A 22021-nucleotide genomic window follows, 5' to 3' on the forward strand; every position below is an offset into this window, starting at 1 on the left:
GGCTTTTCTAATGAATGCTGAGCAATTGCAAAAAACCTTACATGCCAGTCAGTATGCAGAACAAGTATTAAGTCTACATCAAAGTGTATTAGAACATGATTATGCAATTGATCAATTTCAAGTGCCGCTCAGTACCCCGCAAATTCAACAACTTGTTGATGATAATTTAGCAGCTATTCAAGATGAAATTACATGGATGCGCGTGTTAAGGATACTTCGTGCACGTTTGATGTTCCGTTGGATTTGGCAGGATGCCAATCAACTCACCGATGTAGTGACATTGACCCGTGAACTTTCGGATTTTGCAGATATTTGTATCGTTGCAGCCAAAGATTTTGCGCGGGTTCCACTCATTGCCAAACATGGTGAGCCAGTCGGGTATAACGGTAAAATTCAAGATTTGATCGTGATTGGTATGGGGAAGCTTGGTGCACAAGAGCTTAATTTATCAAGTGATATCGATCTGATTTTTGCTTTTGATGAACAAGGTGAAACCAATGGACGCAAATGTATTGATGTACAGCAGTTCTGTATTTTGTGGGGACAGAAGCTGATTTATTTGCTGGATCATATTACTGCGGATGGTTTTGTTTTTCGTGTAGATATGCGTTTACGTCCTTGGGGAGATGGTTCAGCCCTCGCGATTAGTCATGTGGCATTAGAAAAATATCTCAGTCAGCATGGACGCGAATGGGAACGCTATGCATGGATTAAGGCACGTATTATTACGGGTGGACAAGAGGGTGATAGTCTTTTGGACATGACGCGCCCATTCGTATTTCGTAAATATGTTGATTACACCGCATTTGAAGCCATGCGTGAAATGAAAGCCATGATTGAGCGCGAAGTGGCACGTCGCAATATTGCCGATGACATCAAGTTGGGTGCAGGTGGGATTCGTGAAGTCGAATTTATTGTCCAAGTTTTTCAATTGATTTATGGTGGCGCTAAATTAGAGCTGCAAGATCGCCAATGTCTCGTCAGTCTTCAGCATTTAGGTGAGGTTGGATTACTCGATTCACAATCTGTAGTTGACCTTGAAGATGCCTATTTATTTTTACGTCGCGTTGAACATGCGATTCAAGCACTGAATGATCAACAAACTCAATCTTTGCCGACTGAGCCTGAGTTACGCCAACGGCTGATTGATACATTGGGCTTTACTGATTGGGATAATTTTATTGCTTTTTTAAATCAAAAACGAGAAAAAGTGACCTTCCAATTTGAGCATCTGATTAAAGAAAAAGGGCTTGAGTCACCTATTGAAAGCTATAGTCAGCTTGAGAGTCAGCTCAATGAAATTTTAGATGATGATGCTAAAAACTTAATTCATGAGTTTTGGTATGGTCATGCCATCAAAAAATTACCTGCAAAAGCCGTTCAGCGTCTTAAAGAGTTTTGGCCACATTTGGTTGAAGCAATTTTACAGTCGAATAGCCCGCAAGTTGCGTTGATGCGTTTAATGCCATTGGTCGAGTCTGTCATGCGCCGTACGGTGTATTTGGTCATGCTGATCGAAAGTAAAGGTGCATTGCAGCGGTTGGTTAAAATGGCGACAGTAAGCCCATGGATTTGTGAGGAATTAACGCATTATCCAGTGCTTTTAGATGAGTTTCTTTCGATGGATTTTGAGCTTCCACCAAGACATTATTTGGAGGATTCTTTACGTCAACAATTACTGCGCATTGAAATTGATCAAGTTGAAGATCAAATGCGAGTTCTGCGTCTGTTTAAAAAGTCCAATGTACTGACAGTGGCTGCAAGTGACGTATTGGCTGAAAGTCCGTTGATGAAAGTGTCTGATGCTTTAACGGATATTGCGGAAGTTTCAGTTATTGCAACATTAAATTTAGCCTATCAAACAGTGGCGAAACGTCATGGATATCCAATAGATGCAGAAGGGCAGCGTTGTTCTTTGGAGCATATGGCATATTGTGTGATTGGTTATGGTAAGGTCGGGGGAATTGAGCTCGGTTATGGTTCAGACTTAGATTTGGTGTTTATTCATTATATGGATGAACAAGCAGATACAGATGGTCAAAAAGCCATTAGTGGCTTTGAATTTGCGATGCGTGTTGCTCAGAAGTTTATGTCATTGATGACAACGCAGACCTTAGATGGTCGTGTTTATGAAGTGGATACGCGTTTGCGTCCTTCTGGTGAAGCAGGACTTTTGGTGACCAGCTTAAAGGCATTTGAACAGTATCAACTGAAAAGTGCATGGTTATGGGAGCATCAAGCCATTGTTCGAGCACGCTCTATCGCGGGTGAGCCAACATTGAGAGCCAAGTTTGAGGAATTGCGTTGTAAGATTCTTACCTTGCCAAGACAAGAAGAAACGGTTCGCCAAGAAGTGCTCAATATGCGCCAAAAAATGAAAGATCATCTTGGCTCATCAAAAGATCAGAAAAAAGATGGAATTTTTCACTTAAAACAGGATGCAGGTGGTATCGTTGACATCGAATTTATGGCACAGTATGTCGTATTAGCCTGGAGTGGGACGAATCCTGATCTCGCCCATTATTCCGACAACGTACGAATCCTTGAAGATGCCGCAAAGGCAGGTTGCTTATCCAGCGACGATGTATCCGCATTGATTCAAGCTTATCTCAGTGAACGCGCCGAGAGCCACCGTTTAGCACTTGCAAATCATAATATGCAAGTAAGTGCTGCGGATTGGCACGATACCCGAGAGGTCGTTTGCAAGTTATGGCAAAGATTAATTGATCCAACAGCGACTTTCGCTTTGGAAAGTGAATAATTGTGTAAAAATTTGGAGTGTGCGCCATGAATTTGGCTGATCGTGATGGTTTTATTTGGCAAGATGGACAAATGGTTGAATGGCGTGAGGCTAAAATTCACGTCTTAACACATACTTTACATTATAGTATGGGTGTGTTTGAGGGTGTCCGTGCTTATGAAACACCAAATGGTACCGCGATTTTCCGTCTCCAAGATCACACAAAACGTTTGTTAAATTCTGCAAAAATTTATCAAATGAAAGTTCCATTTGATCAAGCAACGCTTGAGCAAGCTCAGATTGATGTGGTTCGTGAAAATAAATTGGCATCATGCTATTTACGCCCAATTATTTTCATTGGTTCGGAAAAATTAGGTATCGCTGCAACAGATAATACCATTCATGCAACAGTAGCTGCGTGGAGCTGGGGTGCATACCTTGGTGATGAGGCAATGGCGAAGGGTATTCGTGTTAAAACCTCATCATTTACTCATCATCATCCAAACGTGACGATGTGTAAAGCCAAGGCTTCAGGTAACTATACATTGTCAATTCTTGCTCACCAAGAAGTGGCACATTCTGGTTATGACGAAGCGATGTTGATGGATCCACAAGGTTATGTATGTCAGGGTTCTGGCGAAAACGTATTCTTGGTGAAAGATGGTGTTTTACATACACCAGATATTGCAGGCGGTGCTTTGGATGGTATTACCCGTCAAACGATTATTACCATTGCTAAAGATCTTGGTATTGATGTCGTTGAACGCCGTATTACCCGTGATGAATTCTATATTGGTGATGAAGCATTCTTTACTGGGACTGCTGCTGAAGTGACGCCAATCCGTGAATATGACGACCGTCAAATTGGTTCAGGTGCACGTGGTCCGATTACTGAGAAGATTCAAAAAGCATTCTTTGATGCTGTTCAAGGTAAAGATCCAAAATATGCGCATTGGCTGACTTATGTAAAATAAGCCATTCAATGCTAAAAAGGATTCCATATGGAATCCTTTTTTTATTTTTAAATCAATGTATTAAGATCGGTCTAAAATAAATAGTATGAGATTAGACTTTATAAAATTCTCGGTACCAATCAACAAACTGTTTTACACCTTCATTTACAGAAACTGATGGTTTATAACCCACCATATTTTCCAAGGCACTACTATCAGCAAAGGTATCTGGAACATCACCTGGCTGTAAGGGTAATAATTCTAAAATAGCGTCTTGACCGACAGCCTTTTCAATCGCATGAATATATTCGATCAATTTGACTGGATTATTATTGCCGATATTAAAAATACGGAATGGCGCATAGCTGGTCGATGGATCTGGATTTTTGCTGTCCCAATTTGGATCAGGCTGTGCAATTTGATCACTTGAACGAATAATACCTTCGACAATATCTGAGATAAAAGTAAAGTCGCGGGTGTGATTGCCATGATTGAAGACAGGAATAGAGCGACCTTCAATAATATTTTTAGTGAATTTAAATAGCGCCATGTCTGGACGTCCCCAAGGACCGTATACTGTGAAGAAGCGCAGTCCTGTCGTGGGTAAATTAAATAAATGGCTATAACTGTGCGCCATGAGTTCATTGGCACGTTTGGTTGCCGCATAGAACTGAACAGGGTGATTGACACCATGTTTTTCACTAAATGGCATGGTGGTATTGGCACCATAAACACTACTGGTGCTGGCATAAGTCAGATGTGGCGTTTTGGCATAGCGACATGCTTCAAGAATATTGGTAAAGCCAATAAGATTACTCTCTACATAACTAGACGGGTTTTCTAGAGAGTAGCGTACACCTGCCTGAGCTGCTAAATGAATCACTCGATCAAATGAATGATCTTGGAAGCATTGGTCAACAATAGTTTTATCTGCAAGGTTGGCACGAATAAAAATGAAAGAACCTTGAACGTGTTCTGCTGTATTTTTTAAAACGTCTAATCTGGCTTCTTTCAATGCAGGATCATAGTAATCATTGACATTGTCAAACCCAACAACATCATCACCACGTTCTAATAGTTTTTTTGCAACATTGAAACCAATAAATCCTGCTGCCCCTGTAACGAGAACTTTCATTCATCTGCTCCGAAAATATCTCGTGTATAAACTTTGTCGAGTACATCACTGAGATCGCTTGAAATACGATTGGCAATAATTACATCACTTTGCTGTTTAAATTGCGCTAAATCATTGACCACTTTTGATTTAAAGAAATCATCATCTTGTAAAGTTGGTTCATAGACAATCACTTCAATTCCTTTTGCCTTGATACGTTTCATCACGCCTTGAATTGCTGAAGCCCTAAAGTTGTCTGAACCACTTTTCATGACTAAACGATAAATTCCGACCGTATTCGGGTTACGTGCAATGATCGAGTCAGCAATGAAGTCTTTACGTGTGCTATTTGAATCAACAATGGCTTGAATCAAGTTACTCGGCACATGATGGTAGTTGGCTAATAGTTGCTTGGTATCCTTAGGGAGACAATATCCGCCATAACCAAAAGATGGGTTGTTATAATGATTCCCAATGCGTTGGTCCAGACAAACACCCTCAATAATTTGTTGAGTATCTAAACCAAAAATTTGCGCATAAGTATCAAGTTCATTGAAGTAAGCAACACGCATCGCCAAATAAGTGTTGGCAAATAGTTTGATGGCTTCTGCCTCAGTAGAGTCAGTAAATAAAACTGGACTATCTTTTTTAATTGCGCCTTCGATCAGCAAATCAGCAAACTGTTGCGCACGCTCAGACTTTTCACCCACAATAATTCGGGATGGGTATAAATTGTCATGTAGGGCTTTGCCTTCACGTAAAAATTCAGGTGAGAAAATAACATTCTCAGTATTAAATTTTTCTTTTAAATTTTTGGTAAAGCCAACCGGGACAGTGGATTTGATCACCATTACAGCATGCGGATTAACTGTTAAAACTTGCTGAACCACACTTTCCACACTTTGCGTATTAAAATAATTGGTTTTGGTGTCGTAATCTGTTGGTGTTGCGATGATCACAAAATCAGCATTTTGATAAGCTGTTTCATAATCTGTGGTCGCTGTGAAATTCAGTGTTTTTTCTTTTAAAAATAATGAAATATCAGCATCTTGGATAGGCGATATTTTATTGTTGAGCATGTTAACTTTAGATTCTAAAATATCAACAGCAACAACTTCATGATGTTGTGCAAATATCATTGAATTGGATAAGCCAACGTAACCTGTTCCAGCGACTGCTATTTTCATAAAAACCTAATATAGAAAATGTGCTTGCAAAAGTTGTATTCGCCATTTTAACGAATTGTTTAAAGCATCCCATCCTCAAAAAACCGGAATAATGAAATAAACATCATACGTATAAATGGCTTGAGCATCATAGCATATTCTGATGAAACAAATTGTTCAGCATATGCAATCGAATACAGTAACTTGGCTATGGTAATGGTATGATATAGAGATTGCTCAGGTGGAAGATTGATGCATGCAGGTTAATGAATCAAATTTACAGTCAAATAATTTAGTTGAATCAGAACAAAATATTGTTTTGTGTATGAAATGGGGAACCAAGTATGGTGCAGACTATGTCAATCGACTGTATAACATGGTTAAAAGACATACCACCATTGATTTTAAAATGGTCTGTTTGACTGACCGTACAGAAGGTATCAACCCAGACATTCAATGTTTTCCAATTCCACCATTAGCATTGCCTGAAGGAAGCCCAGAACGTGGCTGGAACAAATTATCGACTTTTGAACCTGACTTATATGGTTTAAAAGGGAATTTACTGTTCTTAGATCTTGATGTGGTGATTGTTGATAATATTGATGATTTCTTTACTTATCCGGGTGAGTTCTTAATTATTCATGATTGGAAACGCCCTTGGCGAGTCACAGGAAATAGTTCTGTGTACCGTTTTAAATTGGGTTCTTTTCCAGACATTTTGCCTTACTTTCGAGAAAACTTTAAAGAAATTAGTCATAAGTTTAGAAATGAGCAAGAATATTTGTCGTGGTATGTCGATCAGCAGAAAAAGCTCAGCTATTGGCCAAAAGATTGGTGTAAGAGTTATAAATATCATTGTTTACAAAAGCTGCCATTGGCCTATTTTAAGCCACCAGTTAAACCACAAGATGCCAAAATCATTATTTTTCATGGTGAAATTAATCCACCTGATGCAGTTACGGGTGGCGGTGGTAAATGGTATCGTTATGTATTGCCTTCAGACTGGATTAAAGACGCTTGGCAATAATGTCATTCATATTATTTGATAAAATTTGAGAACAAGATAGATGCAGAACCTTGATATCGTGATTGCTTGGGTCGATGGCAATGATGTTGAGTTAAAACGTAAACGTCATTTGTACCTGACAGGCAATGATGCCAGTGATGCTGTCAGTGAAACCCGTTTTGCCAGTAATGATGAAATCTATTACAACATTGCATCTATATTGAAATATGTTCCTTTTTGCCGTCATATTTTGATTGTTACGGATGGTCAGCAACCTGAGTTTTTAAATGAATTTGTCGTACAAGGTCTTTGCGATACAAATAAAATCCGAGTGGTTGATCATCGAGAAATTTTTGCAGGCTTTGAACAATTTCTACCGACTTTTAATACCCGCTCTATAGAAAGTATGTTGTGGAATATACAGGGCTTGTCAGACTATTTTATCTATTTAAATGATGATTTCTTTTTTAATGCATCGGCTCAGGTTGAAGATTTTCTTGAACAAGACAAAATCGTGACCTATGGGCATTGGAAAAGTTGTTTTAGTTACAAGACTAAACTGAAATATCGTCAATTTTTAAATCGAAATTTTAACAAACCCATTCAACCTGGACATGTCATTGCGCAGATGTTGGGTGCTGATATCTTAGGGTTTAAAGATTTTTTTGAAATCCATCATTATCCGCATTGTGTAGATCGTAAAATTTTAAGCGAATATTTATTGAATCACCCAACCTTATTAGAAACACAAATTAAATATAAATTTCGTAGTGTTGAGCAATTGAATCCAATTTCATTGATGAATCATTTAAAAATTCAAAAAGGTGAAGCGGTGTTAAAACCAGATTTAGCTTTAGCCTATTTAAAAAATGCTGAAAGTTTAAATGTGTTTATACAAGCTCTAAATCAAGATCAGATTAAATATGGCTGTATTCAAAGTTTGGATCAGTTGAATCCACAAGATGCAGTCCAAGTCAAAAATGCAATGATTGCTAAGTTTAGTGATTATCTACCTCAGTCTGTCATTTCAAACGACGTTTTGTCATTGGAAGTTTTTCATGAAAGTTGAAACATATCTTATTAATCTTGATGGCAGTGATGAGCGACTTCAACGAGCAACGGAACAGTTACAAGCAGTTGATTGGTCGTTCCAACGATTTTCTGCCTATGATGGTCGAGGGCAGGATTTAGCTTCATTTGAAAATTATGATGATGTTGCAACACAACAAACTTTAGGGCGTCGACTGCTGAATTCTGAATTAGGTTGTTATCTCAGCCATTATGGTTGTGCCGAAAAGTTTTTACATACTGATGCAGATTATTTGGTGGTTTTAGAAGATGATATGAAAATCACCACTGATTTTAAAACGTCTGTAGAGCAAATTTTGTCATATTTAGACCAGCATCAGGATCTAGATTGGTATCTGATAAATTTGGCTGCCAAGAAGAAAAAGTTTGCAAAAGATATCGTAAAAATAGATGATTTTTCACTATGGCATGCTTATTATTTCCCGATTCGCGGATTAGGTTTAATATGGTCAAGAAAAGGTGCTGAAGCATTCGTCGCTTCTGGTAAAACCATGACCATGCCAGTAGATATTTTTTTCCAAACATGGCTGAGTAAAAATGGCAAAGGCTTAGGTGTTTGGCCAGCCTTGGTGAAGCCGGCTGGTTTAGATAGTGATATTTTGGGTACTGTTGCAACACAGGGGATTTCTCGTAAAGAGAAGGAAAATCGTGACAGCTCTTATGGCTTAAAAAAACAAAAGCGGATGTGGCGTGATCGTCTGTATGCTTTTAAACATCTTTATTTTTGAATGAATTAATATTTTAAGTTCTGGGGGTATTTAATATTTTGAATACTGTTTAGGGCGCTTGTTATTGTCATTGTTGTTGTGTGCTTATAAAAGTATTAGGTCTTTATATGAAAATTTTTAAAAAACTATTCTATTTGGCTAAATTTCATATGATGTACTATTACAAAATTAGACATACCAATAAAAAGATTGATAATTTTGCGGGACAATTGGTTTTTAATCCTGTGAATACGCCCATCGAATTACCAAAGAAAATTTGGATATATTGGGAAGGTGATTTCCCCGAATTTGTAGAAAAGTGTATTCAAAATATTCGCAAAAAAAATCCAAATTATGAGGTGTATCTTCTTAATCCTGAGAATGTTAACCAATACAGTCTAATTGACTTTTCACTTTTGCAAGATGCTACGCCTCAACAAAAGGCTGACTTGTTGAGATTTGATTTACTTTATCAACATGGTGGCATATGGTTAGATGCCAGTATTATTGTTTATGAAAGTCTGGACTGGATTTTTGAACTGATGCAAAAAAATCAAACAGAATGTTTTGCTTATTATCGTAAAAAAAATACCACAAATATTGACTATCCTGTATTGGAAAATTGGTTGTTGGCGAGTGTTAAAAATAATGTTTTCTTTAAACATTGGTATGATGAACTTTATTTAGCCATTCAAAAAACACCGAAGGTTTATGTGCAAGAGATTAAAAATACTGAAAAAAATCCAGCTGATATTTTCCAAAGGATTGGGAATTTGGAATATTTAGTTGCTTATGTTGCCTGCCAAAAAGTATTTAGAAAATCTTTTCCAAGTATCAGCTTAATTAATTGTGATGAAAATGCCTTTTTTTATCAGTTCACCAATCGATGGATCAAAGAGAAGATTTTGATTGATTTCGCAATTAATTATCCCCCAGTTGAATCACCTAAGTTAATAAAGTTGGCTGGAAAAGAAAGAAAAACAATAAGTTACTACTTTGCTAAAAGGATGTATTTTAAGGATTCTTTTATTGATATTTCTTAGAAAGCTATTAAGTAAAGGTGATTGATCTACAGAAAAATAGTAAAATGTTTGTATTGTTTATAGATGCACCCCTATGAAGAAAATCGTTATTAGCCTATCGACAGCAGTTGAACGTAGAAAGCACATATCGAGTGAATTTGCTCAAAAAAATGTAGACTTTGATTTTTTTGATGCTTTAACTCCAGAGCCAGCTACGATTTTTTCACAAGAATTGGGTCTTAAAATTGATGAGCGTATTCTAACCAAAGGTGAGCTTGCTTGTTTTATGAGCCATGTTTTTCTGTGGAAAAGAATGATTGATGAGAATATTCCGTATATGGCGATATTCGAGGATGATATTTATTTGGGGGATAATGTCGTTGATTTCTTAACTGATTCATCTTGGATTAATGATCAATGGCATTTGATTAAGTTGGAGGAGTTTACGCATAGAATTGCATTGGGTAAGCAAGTTAAGAATTTTAAAGGACAGATTCAAAGAAGTATTTTTGAATTAAAAAGTAAGAACTTAGGTACAGCTGGTTATATTTTATCTTTGCATGGTGCTAAAAGTTTATTAAGCTACATTCAAAAGTTAGATAAGCTAATCGCTTTAGATCATTTAATGTTTGAACATCTGATTTATGAAAATATTTTTTCAGTGTACCAAATGAAACCTGCTTTATGTATTCAGGATGTGACACTATATTCGTGCAAAGATAGTGTGAAGTTCGCAAGTCATTTGTACAAAGAGCGCTTAACAAGAAGAAAATATAATAAAAAGAAAGGTGTGAATAAAATTGCTTTAGAGCTTTATCGCATATTACATCAGCTAAAAAGTATCATTTTCTTTAGAACAGTCGGTTTTAAATAATCAGAGTAATTTATGAAAAGTTTTGTGATCAGTTTGACGTCAGCAGAAGATCGAAGAGCCCATATCAAAGAGCAATTTGACAACAAAGATATTCCCTTTTCTTTTTTTGATGCAATTGAGCCGATGCAATTAGATCATCAAGCACAGAAAATTGGTTTAGCGATACAGCAAAATAATCTGAGTAAAAATGAGTTGGCATGTTTATATAGTCATATTTCTCTATGGAAAAAAGCTGTAGATGAAAAAATGCAGGCAATCGCCATTTTTGAGGATGATATATATCTAAGTGCAGGCGCAGAACTATTTTTAAAAGATTCAAATTGGTTAACTGTTGACATTGTTAAAGTTGAAAAATCTTATAATCATGTAATTTTAGATTTAGAGAAAATACGCGTTTTTAAAAACCAAGATTTTGTACTGAGGAAATTAAAAAAAGCTCATCTTGGTGCTGCGGGTTATATACTTTCTTATAAAGGTGCTGTTGAACTTTTAGATTATATGCACAAGCAAGCGTTTTTTGATCATGTAGATCAACTTATCTTTCGCAAGTATGTTTCAGATGGGGCTTTGGCTATATATCAAGTCAATCCGACTTTGTGTATTCAAGATTATTTATTAAATCCAAATAATCAAAAATTTAAGACGAGCTTGCAATGGCGTGATCAAGTTGTAATTAAACCAACTGGATTGCAAAAAATTTTTAGAGAAATAAGTCGCATATTTATTCAACTTATGGCTATTCCATTTAAAACAAAACTTATATTTACAAAAAGCTCAAAAGAATAGTTTATTTAAAATCAATCAAATAAATTTAATAGCAGTTCTAAAAGTGCTCAATTGTTATATAATCATTTTTGAATATATAGAGATCGTTTTTTTGTGAATTTTGTTATTAGTTTAGATTGTGCGCTTGAAAGGAGAGCGCATATCGATTCAGAGTTTAAAAAACATTCAGTATCATTCAGTTTTTTTGACGCTATTACACCTTCTACGATTGTAGAAAGTGCCAAAAGCCTAGGTCTTGAAATAACAAATGCTGGTGTTTTAACACAGGGTGAGATTGCCTGTCTTTTAAGTCATGTCTCCTTATGGGAAAAGATTGTCGAAGAAAATATAGAATATATGGCGATCTTTGAAGACGATATACATTTTGGGGAAAATATCCAAAGTTTTATCCATGATTTTTTATGGATTCCTAAGAATGTGCATCTGATAAAATTAGAGGCTTTCGATAGAAAGGTCGATCTTTCTTTTTTTCCGAAAGCTAGAGTGAATGATAGAGCATTGTATCAACTTCAAGCTAAGCATTTAGGTGGGGCAGGTTATATTCTATCTAATCAAGCTGCAAAATACTTTCTAGCATCTATACGTAATATGGATGAATTAGTTCCTGTAGATCACATATTGTTTGGTTGTAATGTAAAGTATGTAAAATATAAGACTTATCAAATGGTACCTGCTATTTGTGTCCAAGATTTTTATTTGCATAAAAAATATGATAATTTTCCTAGCCATTTGGAAGATGATCGTGCAATTCGACATGAAGCAGATCGAATAGAGCAATGTAGACAAAAAGCTGTGATGACTATAGGAAGTAAAATTCGAAGAGAAGTTTTCAGATTGCTTTATCAAGTTTGTAAATTGTCAGCATATCGATCAGTAAAATTTAAATAAATCTACTTTCTTTTTTTGGAATATTGATATAAAACAAAGCTTATTTAAACCAGAAATATAAATCATTCTGCTTTAATCCATATCTTGTTCCGGATGTAATATATGAATTTTGTTATAAGTTTAGCTTCTGCTAAAGAGCGTAGACTACATATCGTGAATGAGTTTCAAGCTCAAAATATTGAGTTTATTTTCTTTGATGCAATTCAACCTGAACAGATTACTTCGATGGAGGAGAAGTATGGAATTTCACTCATAAATAGTGGTTTGACTGCTGGAGAAAAAGCTTGTTTCTTTAGCCATGTAGAAATATGGAACATAGCTGTTTCTAAAGAAATGAAATATATCGCTATATTTGAAGATGATGTTTTTTTAGCTAAAAAAGCAAGTAGTTTTCTTAAAAATTGGGACTGGATACCTCCAAAAATTAATATTATTAAGTTGGAAATGTTTGAACAATATGTGTTAATGAGTATGAATAAAATACAATTGAAAAATGAAAGATTTTTGAGGGAGTTGAAAGAAAAACATTTAGGTACTGCTGGATATATATTGTCATTCGACGGAGCAAAGAATTATTTAAAATATATAAAAGATAAGAATATTGAATCACCTTTGGATCGTTTAATTTTTGAAAATTATTTAAATGATGGATATGAAATTATTTATCAAATGGTCCCTGGATTATCGGCTCAAGCGGATAGAATTGGTAAAAGTGAATTTGAAAGTCAGCTTGAAATTGATCGTAAAAAAAATCAATTAACAAAGGATAAGCATAAACAAAAGCTTAGTTTAGTGCAAAAGCTGAAACGTGAAATTTTGAGGCTTGTTTATCAATTAAGACTAAGATTTTGTAAGATTGGGTTTTATTGATTTAATTTGATGGTTAAGTTTAATTCTAGATCTAAAATATATTTTAGATCTTAGGTGAAATAGATTTTAAAATGAGTTGAAATTATATGGGCGATATATCAAATATTTTTAATTCAGAAGCTAATTTTAAGAGTAATATTGATAGACTCAGTAAATTTCCATTCCGTATCTTTTATTTTACATTTGTTCCTAAAAGTTTTCGAAAAAAGCTCAACAGAAAAGCAAATATTTTGCAAAAAAAACATGTTGAATTATGTTGGGATATTTTCTTAGACTATTATTTTTCTAATCAATTAGAAAAGTATCAACTAAAAGAGAAAAAGCAATTTAATGATCAAAAAATTATTTGGCAATATTGGGGTCAAGGTATTCAAAGTGATTTACCTCATATTGTTAAATTATGTTTTTCTTCCGTTGATCAATTTAAAGCTGATTATCAAGTAATTAGACTTGATGAAAGTAATATAAAAGATTATTTGGATCTTCCTGATTTTGTTTGGGATAAAAGAAATAATTCTAAATTTAAACATGCCTTTTTTGCAGATCTTATCCGTCTTGCTTTACTCAATGTTTATGGTGGAGTTTGGTTAGATGCAACAATTTTATTAACCGCACCTATTGAAAGTGAAATATTAGATGCAGACTACTTTATGTTTCAAAGACATAGGGATACGCCAGAAAAACAGCTTTGGTATGATCGTAATCATGATTATTTTGATTGGTCCGATGAGCAAAATGTGAATGTTTTAAACAGCTTTATTGTTGGAAAAAAAGGCAATGAAGTTTTACAGATTTGTTTAGATGTTTTGCTGAATTTCTGGAGAACACAAGAGAATATTCCTCATTATTTTTTCTTTCAAATTATGTATGATGTTTTAATCAAAGATCGATTTAAATCCCAACAATGTGAAATTATAGATGACACTTTACCTCATTTGTTGCAATTTAAATTAAATGAGCAATTCAGCTCAGTTGAATACAATCAAATTTTACAACAGATAAATATTCATAAAATGAACTATATAGATAAAGTTGTAGAAAACTCATATTATGACTTTTTAACAAAACAGTTTTTGTCCAATGAGAACAGTTAAGTTTATTTAATTTTTTATGGTTTATACAAATTCCGTTCACCCTCTAATTTACGGAAACGTTTATAGCCCCATAAATACTGTTCTGGTGCAACATTAATCATCCGTTCCATTTCTTTATTGAGTGTATCAACAGAAAGTTGTACATCCTTGGAATTAATATCTGGAGACAATGCTGTAAAATGCAAATCAAAACCAGCGTAATCGGCACGACGAATACAGGTGAGTCCTACTACAGAACATTGGGTTTTCGCTGCTAGTTTAGACAGTAAGGTGGATGAAAAAGCCTTTTGTCCAAAAAAGTCCGAATAAACACCGCCAGATTCTTTGGGAATATGATCTGGAAGTATGGCTGAAAAGCCACCTTGTTTTAAGTGTTTAAATAAAGCACGTACACCCGTATCATCTGTGGGAACTAATGTTGCATTTAATTGTTGTCTAGACTCTAGCATAAATCGGTCTAGATCTTTATTTTTACTCGGTTTATACATAATGACAGGATGTGTGTGCTGGTTCACCCAAGCATTCATCAATTCCCAATTCCCAAAATGAGGAACAACGCCTAAAGTTCCATTGGGATTTTTTAACGCATTGAGAAAAATTTCAGCATTATGCACTTGTTTGATTTGAGATAAGGCAAATTCAGGAGGAGAACCCCAAACTTTGATCGACTCTACATAGGTCATGCACTGACTTTTCAAACTGGCTTTAATCAATGCCTGACGTTGCTGTTCTTCAAGCGTAGGATAGGCTGCTTGTATATTGATTTCTGTAATTCGTTTTGCTGAGGAGTTACTGATAAATAAGAAATTTCCAACCCCTCTCGCAATAGTCTGAATCATGCTTAAAGGCAAACGAGAAAAATTTTTAAGTAAATTATACATGGATTAGAAATTAATCGCGATCAGCATTGCCTTTCAACACCAAATAGATCAGTGCTGAAATAATAAAAAAACCAGCAATAAAACTACTCATACTGAAATAGAGAATACGTTGATAAGTATCTAAGTTAAATAACTGGTGATTGAGAATATAACGCATGAATCCCCATTGAACCACTGAAAATACAATGATAATGATTGTATGACGAAGTACATTAGGACGCATAGCCATCGGTTTTCACCTTAAAAGTTAACCTGCTCATTATGCCATTTATGAGAATTTATCTCAATTCGAACCTAAATAAATAAGATGCTACTTAAAAATAAAAAACCCTGTTAAAAAACAGGGTTTTTCATGCTGAATAAAGAATTAAGCTTCTTTAGTTTCAACTTTTGCTTTTTCACGTAAGCGAATACCAAGATCACGTAATTGATTTGGTTCTACTGGTGCAGGTGCTTGTGTAAGCGGACATTCAGCTGTTTTAGTTTTCGGGAATGCAATCACATCACGAATCGAAGATGAACCTGTCATCAACATAACCAAACGGTCAAGACCAAATGCTAAACCACCATGCGGAGGCGCACCGAATTTTAATGCATTTAATAAGAAGCTAAATTTCTCTTCAGCTTCTTCTTCGCCAATACCTAATGCTTCAAAAATCGCTTTTTGCATTTCTAAAGTATAGATACGAAGTGAACCGCCACCAATTTCAGTACCGTTAAGTACCATATCGTAAGCGACTGAAAGTGCTTGACCAGGATTGTTTTTCACCTCTTCAACACTTGATTTTGGTAGTGTGAACGGGTGATGAACAGAGGTCCATTTACCATCATCAGTTTCTTCAAACATTGGGAAGTCAACCACCCAAAGCGGTGCCCACTCACAAGTCGACATGTTCATGTCATGTCCGATCTTGATACGTAACGCACCCATTGCGTCATTTACGACTTTGGCTTTATCTGCACCGAAGAATACGATATCACCATTTTCAGCACCAACACGTTTTAATAGATCGAGTACGATTGGCTCGATAAATTTAACGATAGGTGACTGTAGTCCTTCAATACCTTTTTCAAGTTCATTGACTTTAATATAAGCCAAACCTTTTGCACCATAGATACCCACGAATTTTGTATATTCGTCAATTTGGCTGCGTGGTAAAGAACCTGCGCCTGGAACTCGTAGTGCAACAATACGACCTTTAGGATCTTTAGCTGGACCTGCAAACACTTTGAACTCAACGTCTTGCATCATGTCGGCAACGTCTACAAGTTTCAAAGGAATACGCAAATCTGGTTTATCTGATGCATAGTCACGTATTGCATCTGCATAAGTCATACGCTGGAATTTATCGAATTTCACGCCAAGAAGTTCATTGAACATCTTCACAGTCATGCCTTCCATCAAATCCATAATATCGTCATCGTTTAAGAACGATGTTTCGATGTCGATTTGAGTGAATTCTGGCTGACGGTCTGCACGTAAGTCTTCGTCACGGAAACACTTAGCGATTTGGTAATAACGATCTACACCGCCAACCATTAACAATTGTTTAAATAATTGTGGTGATTGTGGAAGAGCATAGAAGCTACCATTTGAAACACGGCTTGGCACTAAATAGTCACGTGCGCCTTCTGGAGTAGCACGTGTTAAAATAGGTGTTTCAACATCAAGGAAACCATGTTCGTCTAAGTAGTTACGAATTAATGTTGTTACTTTAGAACGAAAACGTAAGCGATCAATCATCTCTGGACGACGAATATCAAGGAAGCGATATTTCAGGCGAATTTCTTCAGAAATGTTGGCATTTTCATCATTCAATGGGAATGGTGGGGTTTCAGATGCAGCAAGAACTTCGATTTCTTTACCTAAAACTTCAATTTGACCGCTCACCATATTGGCATTTTCAGTACCTTCGTAACGACGACGTACACGGCCAACAATTTTTAATACATATTCTGAGCGTGCTTTATCAGCAGTTGAAAATGCTTCTGGTGTATCAGGATCAATGACCACTTGAACGAGACCATCACGATCACGCATATCAAGGAAAATTACACCACCGTGATCACGACGACGATGTACCCAACCACACAGGGTTACAGTTTGGTCAATTTGAGCTTCGGTTAAAGAACCGCAATAATGAGTTCGCATCATAGCGTTAGAAATCCAACTATATGGGTTAAGGAAGCGAATACGTAAACAGCGCATCGCCTAAAAATGTAATGTGAGATTATGCCTCTTTGGGCGATGAGTCACAAGGACTTGTGCTAAAAACTACAACATTGCCTGATGAATTTAAGCCAATTTGTGTGAAATTTTGCTGACTCAACCTGCAAAGCTTAAACGAAAGTATTTAGTGTCTATTGACAATGCAACCATGTATTTGTGACCTGTCAACAGACTCTAAACTGAGTCAAAATATTTTTTATGATTTAAATAAAGAAAAAGACAGCAACCTAAGCTAAAGCAGATCATGGAAGCTTGAGTAAAAACTTTCATAAAGAAACCAATCAGTACATAAAGATCTGTTTGTTGGGGAATTATGCCACTTTCATTTGCTGTATGAATGTAATAAAGACAGCCACTAAAGAAAGAAATTGTAAATAAAGATAGACAGAAAATGAATACTTTGCGGTTAAGTGGTTCAGAACTTCTATATTTAAAAAAATAGTGGAGTCCCATCCAGAATAAGAATGGCAAAGCAACAACTGAACAACCGATTTGTAGGACTTTATGCATTGGGTAAATATGGTCAAGGATTGAGACAGGTTGCGCTAAAAAGTCGTTAAAAGCAAAAGTTCTAAAATCTAAATGTGTTAAACCATCCCAAATAATATGGGTAGCTGTGCCTAATAGAATCGCCAATATCATCCAGAATAAAAATTTAAAAAAACTTAAAGCTGAATGGATGTTGAGTGGCTTAGAAAGCCCCAAAAACCTAAACAATAAGGGGCGATACAGTACATACCACAATAGGCAAAATAACAATCCAACACACAAATCTGGATAAATTAGACCTTTAAACTGATGATTTAAATGGATTTCAGTTTGTACTAGCACACGATATAAATCAGGCGTCATTGTGCCAATTGCGAGTGCGGCAATTGGTAAACGATTACCTGAAATTTTAGACAGTGGTGGCGCTAAAACAGCATGAGACAGTGTAAAAGGCATTGAAAATAGGTGGTTACAACTTATGGTAAAAAATTATTGGTTAATTTCATGTGTCTATCAATGAATTAAATGTAATTTCAAAGTAGAATATTACAAAAAATTGTGTAGATCTAAAGTGTCAATGTTAGAAAGTTATTATTTAATGATAAAAGATAAGAAACTTATTTTTTTAATTTCGATTCTTTTTTTTACTGTATTTTTTCATTATATTTTTAATGATAATTTTAGGCATTGGAATGTTTCTATCGCCTTTATTTTGATTTTTATTTATTTTTTTATAAAAGGCATGGTGATAAAACCAAATTTTTACCTTATCGCATTTTGCTGTATAGGCTCAATCAGTGTCACATTGTTAAATCATTTACTTTTTCGACTCGATTCAGTTCCTGAAAATTTATTAAGTACTTATAAGAAAATTACCAATCAGTATATTTGGTTTATTCCATTTATTTTTTTACCCACAATTTATTATAAAAGTCACTTTAATGCTGAATATTTTTATCGGATATTATTTCTTGTTATTTTATTTTTGACACCATACTTATTGTATTGGGGGATAATGTTAGAGTTTGATCGAGGTCTTTTTAGTATCTTTTTTAATCCAGTGATTAGTTATGACATCGGCTTTATTTCTCTTACAATATTGTTGCTCTGTTATTCATTTTATTCAAAGGGTAAACAATCCTATTTATATTTAATTACCAGTTTACTCTGCATGTTTCTTTTAATCCTTCATGGTACTCGAGGTGCGTGGGTTGGGCTACTTTTTGTCTTTGCTTTCTTAGTTGTTTTTTATGCTAAGACGGAACTTAAAAAAATTATTTTAATGTTGAGCTTGGTGATTTCTTTTGTGGGGGTCAATATGATTATTCCAAACTCACCATTACTGCAAAGGGTTGAAAATTTTCAATCAGATTCACTTAATATTCAAAATAATAACTATCAAAATAGCTCGGGAATTAGGTTGTTTCTTTGGGGAAATTCAATTGAAATGTTTAAATCCAAGCCCTTCACTGGAATTGGAATGTACGACATTGAAGCTGAAAATTGTCGTCTCTATGAACGTGGTGATTTACCTCATTGTTTTCAACACATGCACAGTATCTATTTTCATGAATTGGCTGCCAATGGCTTGGTTGGTTTGATTGGCTTGTTCATGACCTTCTTGGTGGCTTTGATTTATTTTATAAAGAATATTTTTATTAAAGATGGATTAATAAAAAATTTAGCAATTACGGGTGCATTATTTGTAATTTATTATATGTGTAGTGGATTGACCGAGTATTATTTATTTTTTCAAAATACCACCTATGTTTTTTACTGGATCGTTGCCTCACTTATGAGCTTTATCTATATTCATAAGCTTATGAAAGTAAATTAATTTTAGCTTTTACATAAAGGAAATCGATTTTGATTTCCTTTTTTTATTGCAAAAATATTGAAATGTTATAATATAACATAAATTCAAAACATCGAGCTTCGAGAGCACCTCATGTCTTTTTCTAAAAGCGTACTGACACTTTCAATAACAGCGATTATTTCGACCTCTATTTGGGCAGAAGATCAGACCAATACAGAGAAAAATCCACAACAATTAGAAACCATTACAGTTGTTGGTCATCCACTGGTTCCTTCTAGCCAAGATTTTGGTGCTGCAGATGAAACTGTTTCACGTGAAAAATTACAACAATCTGGCACGACTTTGGGGGAAGCACTGAAAGATGAGTTAGGGGTTTACTCTAATACATTTGGTGCAGGTTCAAGCCGCCCTGTGATTCGAGGACAAGAAGGGGCACGTGTAAAAGTTACTCAAAATGCGACAGAAACGATGGATGTTTCTAGTTTATCTCCAGACCATGCTGTCACTGTAGATCCACAGCTTGCACAAAAAGTAGAAATTGTTCGTGGACCGTCCACATTACTTTATGGTGCAGGTTCAGTCGGTGGTTTAGTCAATGTGATTGATAGCAAAATCCCAACTGCAATGCCTGAAAATGGTTATGAAGGGAATGTGGGACTTCGTTATAACACAGGCAATGATGAAAAAATGGCACATGCAGGCGTCACCGTTGGACTGGGTTCAAATGTGGCTTTGCGAGTTGAAGGATTAAAACGTGATGCGAATGATTATATTACGCCAGACTATATGGTCACAGAAGAGCATGGTGATCACGCACATACAACGAAAGAACGTCGTGTAGGCAATACTTTCTCAGAATCGGATAATGTCAACGTCGGTTTGTCATGGATTGGTGAGCGTGGTTTCGCCGGAATTTCTTATAGTAATCGTAAAGATCAGTATGGTTTGCCTGGACACAGTCATGAGTATGAGTCATGCCATTTGCATGGTTTATCACTGCATTGTGGTGCGCATGATGATGGCGATGACGATGATCATGCTGGACATGATCATGGTGAGGAGGGTCATGATCATGCAGAAGCCGGTCCATGGATTGATATGAAAACGGATCGTTATGATTTCCGTTCTGAGTTAAATGAGCCATTTGCGGGCTTCAAGAAACTCAGAGCGCAGGCAAGTTATACAGACTACAAGCATGATGAAATTGAAGATGGTACGCCAATGACAACGTTCAAGAGCAAAGGCTATGAAGGTCGTGTCGAATTGGTACATAATCCCGTTGCTGCATGGGAAGGTGTTTGGGGTGTACAAGCAAGCCAACAAAAGCTAGATATTACTGGAGAAGAAGCTGTTCTTGCTCCAAATAAGACACAAAAATATAGTCTGTTTGGTTTAGAACACCGTCAATTTGGTGATTTCCATGTTGAATTGGGTACCCGTTTTGATCACCAAACTGTCGATGTCGATTCTGAACAAAAAGATTTCGATGGAAATGCATTCTCATATTCAGGTGCTGTAAATTGGGCTTTCGCACCGAATTACACGCTCTCTCTAACTGGTTCTCATCAAGAACGTTTACCTTTGGCGCAAGAGCTTTATGCGGATGGTAAACATTATGCAACCAATACATATGAATTGGGCAATGAAAACCTAAATAAAGAAAAGTCAAACAACGTTGAACTCGGATTACATTTTGACAATGACAAGCTCAGCTATCATGTGCATGTATACCACAATTGGTTTGACAACTATATTTATGCCAAAACGCTAGATCAATATGAAAACTTCCGTTTAATTAAATATAGCCAAGACAAAGCCAAGTTCTACGGTACAGAAGGTGAAGTTGCATATCAATGGAATGAAATCTATAACACCAGTTTGTTTGGTGATTATGTCCGTGGCAAAATCGAAGATGAAAATGCTCCACGTGTTCCAGCAGGGCGTTTAGGTGCACGTGTAAATGCTGACTTTGACGATCATTGGTCTGGCTCTGCTGAATATTCGCATGTATTTAACCAAGACAAATTTGCGTCTTATGAGCAAGAGACCAAAGGTTATAATATGGTGAATGTCGGATTGGCTTATAAATACCCAATGTCAAATCAGCAAGAAGCAAAAATATTCTTTAAAGCAAACAATCTGTTAGATGAGAAAGTATATAATCACACTTCTTTCTTAGCGAACATTCCAGAAATTGGACGTAACTTTGTGATTGGAATGGACTATAAGTTCTAAGTTATTTATTCTCATTCACCAAATCGTTATTGAAAAATAAAGGAATTCGACCTAGGCTCTA

Annotated in this window: 19 protein-coding genes; 13 read left to right on the plus strand and 6 right to left on the minus strand. The window is 35.7% G+C overall.

Annotation, left to right across the window (positions count from 1 at the left end):
• Nucleotides 1–10: 10 nt before the first annotated feature.
• Complete coding sequence (gene glnE / locus I9192_RS03885; RefSeq protein ID WP_174761333.1) at nt 11–2761, plus strand: bifunctional [glutamate--ammonia ligase]-adenylyl-L-tyrosine phosphorylase/[glutamate--ammonia-ligase] adenylyltransferase; 2751 nt, start codon at nt 11–13, stop codon at nt 2759–2761.
• A 26-nt stretch (nt 2762–2787) separates the two neighbouring features.
• On the plus strand, nt 2788–3714 hold the full coding sequence (locus I9192_RS03890; RefSeq protein ID WP_004827770.1) for a branched-chain amino acid transaminase: 927 nt from the start codon (nt 2788–2790) through the stop codon (nt 3712–3714).
• 91 nt (nt 3715–3805) lie between these two features.
• On the opposite strand, the gene I9192_RS03895 is transcribed toward I9192_RS03890, so the two are convergent.
• Entirely contained in the window at nt 3806–4828 is a 1023-nt protein-coding gene (locus I9192_RS03895; RefSeq protein ID WP_151797592.1) for an NAD-dependent epimerase, read from the minus strand.
• On the minus strand, nt 4825–5994 hold the full coding sequence (locus I9192_RS03900) for a nucleotide sugar dehydrogenase (protein ID WP_042089522.1): 1170 nt from the start codon (nt 5992–5994) through the stop codon (nt 4825–4827). The genes I9192_RS03895 and I9192_RS03900 overlap by 4 nt, the downstream gene beginning before the upstream one ends.
• Before the next feature lie 235 nt (nt 5995–6229).
• Between I9192_RS03900 and I9192_RS03905 the strand changes: the two genes are divergently transcribed.
• The 9 genes from I9192_RS03905 to I9192_RS03945 all read left to right on the plus strand — a co-directional run bounded on the left by I9192_RS03905 (nt 6230) and on the right by I9192_RS03945 (nt 14309).
• Nucleotides 6230–7000 carry a hypothetical protein gene (locus tag I9192_RS03905; protein ID WP_004827776.1) on the plus strand — a complete coding sequence of 257 codons (771 nt, stop codon included), beginning with the start codon at nt 6230–6232 and terminating at the stop codon, nt 6998–7000.
• 40 nt (nt 7001–7040) lie between these two features.
• Complete coding sequence (locus I9192_RS03910; protein WP_200150117.1) at nt 7041–8048, plus strand: capsular polysaccharide biosynthesis protein; 1008 nt, start codon at nt 7041–7043, stop codon at nt 8046–8048.
• A complete protein-coding gene (locus tag I9192_RS03915) occupies nt 8038–8796 on the plus strand; it encodes a glycosyltransferase family 25 protein (protein ID WP_200150118.1) in 759 nt (252 codons plus the stop codon). Before I9192_RS03910 ends, I9192_RS03915 begins: the two co-directional genes overlap by 11 nt.
• Before the next feature lie 107 nt (nt 8797–8903).
• Nucleotides 8904–9818, plus strand: coding sequence for a glycosyltransferase family 32 protein (locus tag I9192_RS03920; protein WP_200150119.1), 915 nt, complete (start codon nt 8904–8906; stop codon nt 9816–9818).
• A gap of 73 nt (nt 9819–9891) precedes the next feature.
• Entirely contained in the window at nt 9892–10671 is a 780-nt protein-coding gene (locus I9192_RS03925) for a glycosyltransferase family 25 protein (protein ID WP_200150120.1), read from the plus strand.
• Between the two features lie 12 nt (nt 10672–10683).
• Nucleotides 10684–11457 (plus strand): glycosyltransferase family 25 protein, encoded by a 774-nt coding sequence (locus I9192_RS03930; RefSeq protein ID WP_200150121.1) that lies wholly within the window; start codon nt 10684–10686, stop codon nt 11455–11457.
• A 93-nt stretch (nt 11458–11550) separates the two neighbouring features.
• On the plus strand, nt 11551–12345 hold the full coding sequence (locus tag I9192_RS03935) for a glycosyltransferase family 25 protein (protein WP_200150122.1): 795 nt from the start codon (nt 11551–11553) through the stop codon (nt 12343–12345).
• A 102-nt stretch (nt 12346–12447) separates the two neighbouring features.
• Nucleotides 12448–13215: a glycosyltransferase family 25 protein gene (locus tag I9192_RS03940; RefSeq protein ID WP_200150123.1), complete on the plus strand. Its 768-nt coding sequence runs from the start codon at nt 12448–12450 to the stop codon at nt 13213–13215.
• An 86-nt stretch (nt 13216–13301) separates the two neighbouring features.
• Nucleotides 13302–14309 carry a capsular polysaccharide synthesis protein gene (locus I9192_RS03945; RefSeq protein ID WP_200150124.1) on the plus strand — a complete coding sequence of 336 codons (1008 nt, stop codon included), beginning with the start codon at nt 13302–13304 and terminating at the stop codon, nt 14307–14309.
• A gap of 14 nt (nt 14310–14323) precedes the next feature.
• On the opposite strand, the gene I9192_RS03950 is transcribed toward I9192_RS03945, so the two are convergent.
• From I9192_RS03950 to I9192_RS03965, 4 genes are all read right to left on the minus strand, one after another.
• On the minus strand, nt 14324–15190 hold the full coding sequence (locus I9192_RS03950; RefSeq protein WP_200150125.1) for a lysophospholipid acyltransferase family protein: 867 nt from the start codon (nt 15188–15190) through the stop codon (nt 14324–14326).
• 10 nt (nt 15191–15200) lie between these two features.
• A complete protein-coding gene (locus I9192_RS03955; RefSeq protein WP_004827797.1) occupies nt 15201–15419 on the minus strand; it encodes a hypothetical protein in 219 nt (72 codons plus the stop codon).
• A gap of 138 nt (nt 15420–15557) precedes the next feature.
• Complete coding sequence (gene aspS / locus I9192_RS03960; protein WP_200150126.1) at nt 15558–17345, minus strand: aspartate--tRNA ligase; 1788 nt, start codon at nt 17343–17345, stop codon at nt 15558–15560.
• A 249-nt stretch (nt 17346–17594) separates the two neighbouring features.
• Nucleotides 17595–18365 carry a DUF4184 family protein gene (locus I9192_RS03965; protein ID WP_200150127.1) on the minus strand — a complete coding sequence of 257 codons (771 nt, stop codon included), beginning with the start codon at nt 18363–18365 and terminating at the stop codon, nt 17595–17597.
• A gap of 121 nt (nt 18366–18486) precedes the next feature.
• Here I9192_RS03965 and I9192_RS03970 point away from each other — a divergent pair, with 121 nt between their 5' ends.
• Together I9192_RS03970 and znuD are read left to right on the plus strand one after the other, a co-directional pair.
• Complete coding sequence (locus tag I9192_RS03970) at nt 18487–19746, plus strand: O-antigen ligase family protein (protein WP_200150409.1); 1260 nt, start codon at nt 18487–18489, stop codon at nt 19744–19746.
• 111 nt (nt 19747–19857) lie between these two features.
• A complete protein-coding gene (znuD, locus tag I9192_RS03975; RefSeq protein WP_200150128.1) occupies nt 19858–21960 on the plus strand; it encodes a zinc piracy TonB-dependent receptor ZnuD in 2103 nt (700 codons plus the stop codon).
• The last annotated feature ends 61 nt before the right edge of the window (nt 21961–22021 follow it).

This window comes from Acinetobacter bereziniae (genome assembly GCF_016576965.1).
GTDB lineage: Bacteria > Pseudomonadota > Gammaproteobacteria > Pseudomonadales > Moraxellaceae > Acinetobacter > Acinetobacter bereziniae.

Excerpts from the sequence above, each read along its gene's own strand:
- znuD (WP_200150128.1), top strand. The coding sequence starts at position 19,858 with ATGTCTTTTTCTAAAAGCGTACTGACACTTTCAATAACAGCGATTATT.
- I9192_RS03930 (WP_200150121.1), top strand. The coding sequence starts at position 10,684 with ATGAAAAGTTTTGTGATCAGTTTGACGTCAGCAGAAGATCGAAGAGCC.
- I9192_RS03940 (WP_200150123.1), top strand. The coding sequence starts at position 12,448 with ATGAATTTTGTTATAAGTTTAGCTTCTGCTAAAGAGCGTAGACTACAT.
- I9192_RS03890 (WP_004827770.1), top strand. The coding sequence starts at position 2,788 with ATGAATTTGGCTGATCGTGATGGTTTTATTTGGCAAGATGGACAAATG.
- I9192_RS03925 (WP_200150120.1), top strand. The coding sequence starts at position 9,892 with ATGAAGAAAATCGTTATTAGCCTATCGACAGCAGTTGAACGTAGAAAG.
- I9192_RS03920 (WP_200150119.1), top strand. The coding sequence starts at position 8,904 with ATGAAAATTTTTAAAAAACTATTCTATTTGGCTAAATTTCATATGATG.
- I9192_RS03910 (WP_200150117.1), top strand. The coding sequence starts at position 7,041 with ATGCAGAACCTTGATATCGTGATTGCTTGGGTCGATGGCAATGATGTT.
- I9192_RS03970 (WP_200150409.1), top strand. The coding sequence starts at position 18,487 with ATGTTAGAAAGTTATTATTTAATGATAAAAGATAAGAAACTTATTTTT.
- I9192_RS03895 (WP_151797592.1), bottom strand. The coding sequence starts at position 4,828 with ATGAAAGTTCTCGTTACAGGGGCAGCAGGATTTATTGGTTTCAATGTT.
- I9192_RS03955 (WP_004827797.1), bottom strand. The coding sequence starts at position 15,419 with ATGGCTATGCGTCCTAATGTACTTCGTCATACAATCATTATCATTGTA.
- I9192_RS03905 (WP_004827776.1), top strand. The coding sequence starts at position 6,230 with ATGCAGGTTAATGAATCAAATTTACAGTCAAATAATTTAGTTGAATCA.
- glnE (WP_174761333.1), top strand. The coding sequence starts at position 11 with ATGAATGCTGAGCAATTGCAAAAAACCTTACATGCCAGTCAGTATGCA.
- I9192_RS03945 (WP_200150124.1), top strand. The coding sequence starts at position 13,302 with ATGGGCGATATATCAAATATTTTTAATTCAGAAGCTAATTTTAAGAGT.
- I9192_RS03965 (WP_200150127.1), bottom strand. The coding sequence starts at position 18,365 with ATGCCTTTTACACTGTCTCATGCTGTTTTAGCGCCACCACTGTCTAAA.
- I9192_RS03915 (WP_200150118.1), top strand. The coding sequence starts at position 8,038 with ATGAAAGTTGAAACATATCTTATTAATCTTGATGGCAGTGATGAGCGA.
- I9192_RS03950 (WP_200150125.1), bottom strand. The coding sequence starts at position 15,190 with ATGTATAATTTACTTAAAAATTTTTCTCGTTTGCCTTTAAGCATGATT.
- I9192_RS03900 (WP_042089522.1), bottom strand. The coding sequence starts at position 5,994 with ATGAAAATAGCAGTCGCTGGAACAGGTTACGTTGGCTTATCCAATTCA.
- aspS (WP_200150126.1), bottom strand. The coding sequence starts at position 17,345 with ATGATGCGAACTCATTATTGCGGTTCTTTAACCGAAGCTCAAATTGAC.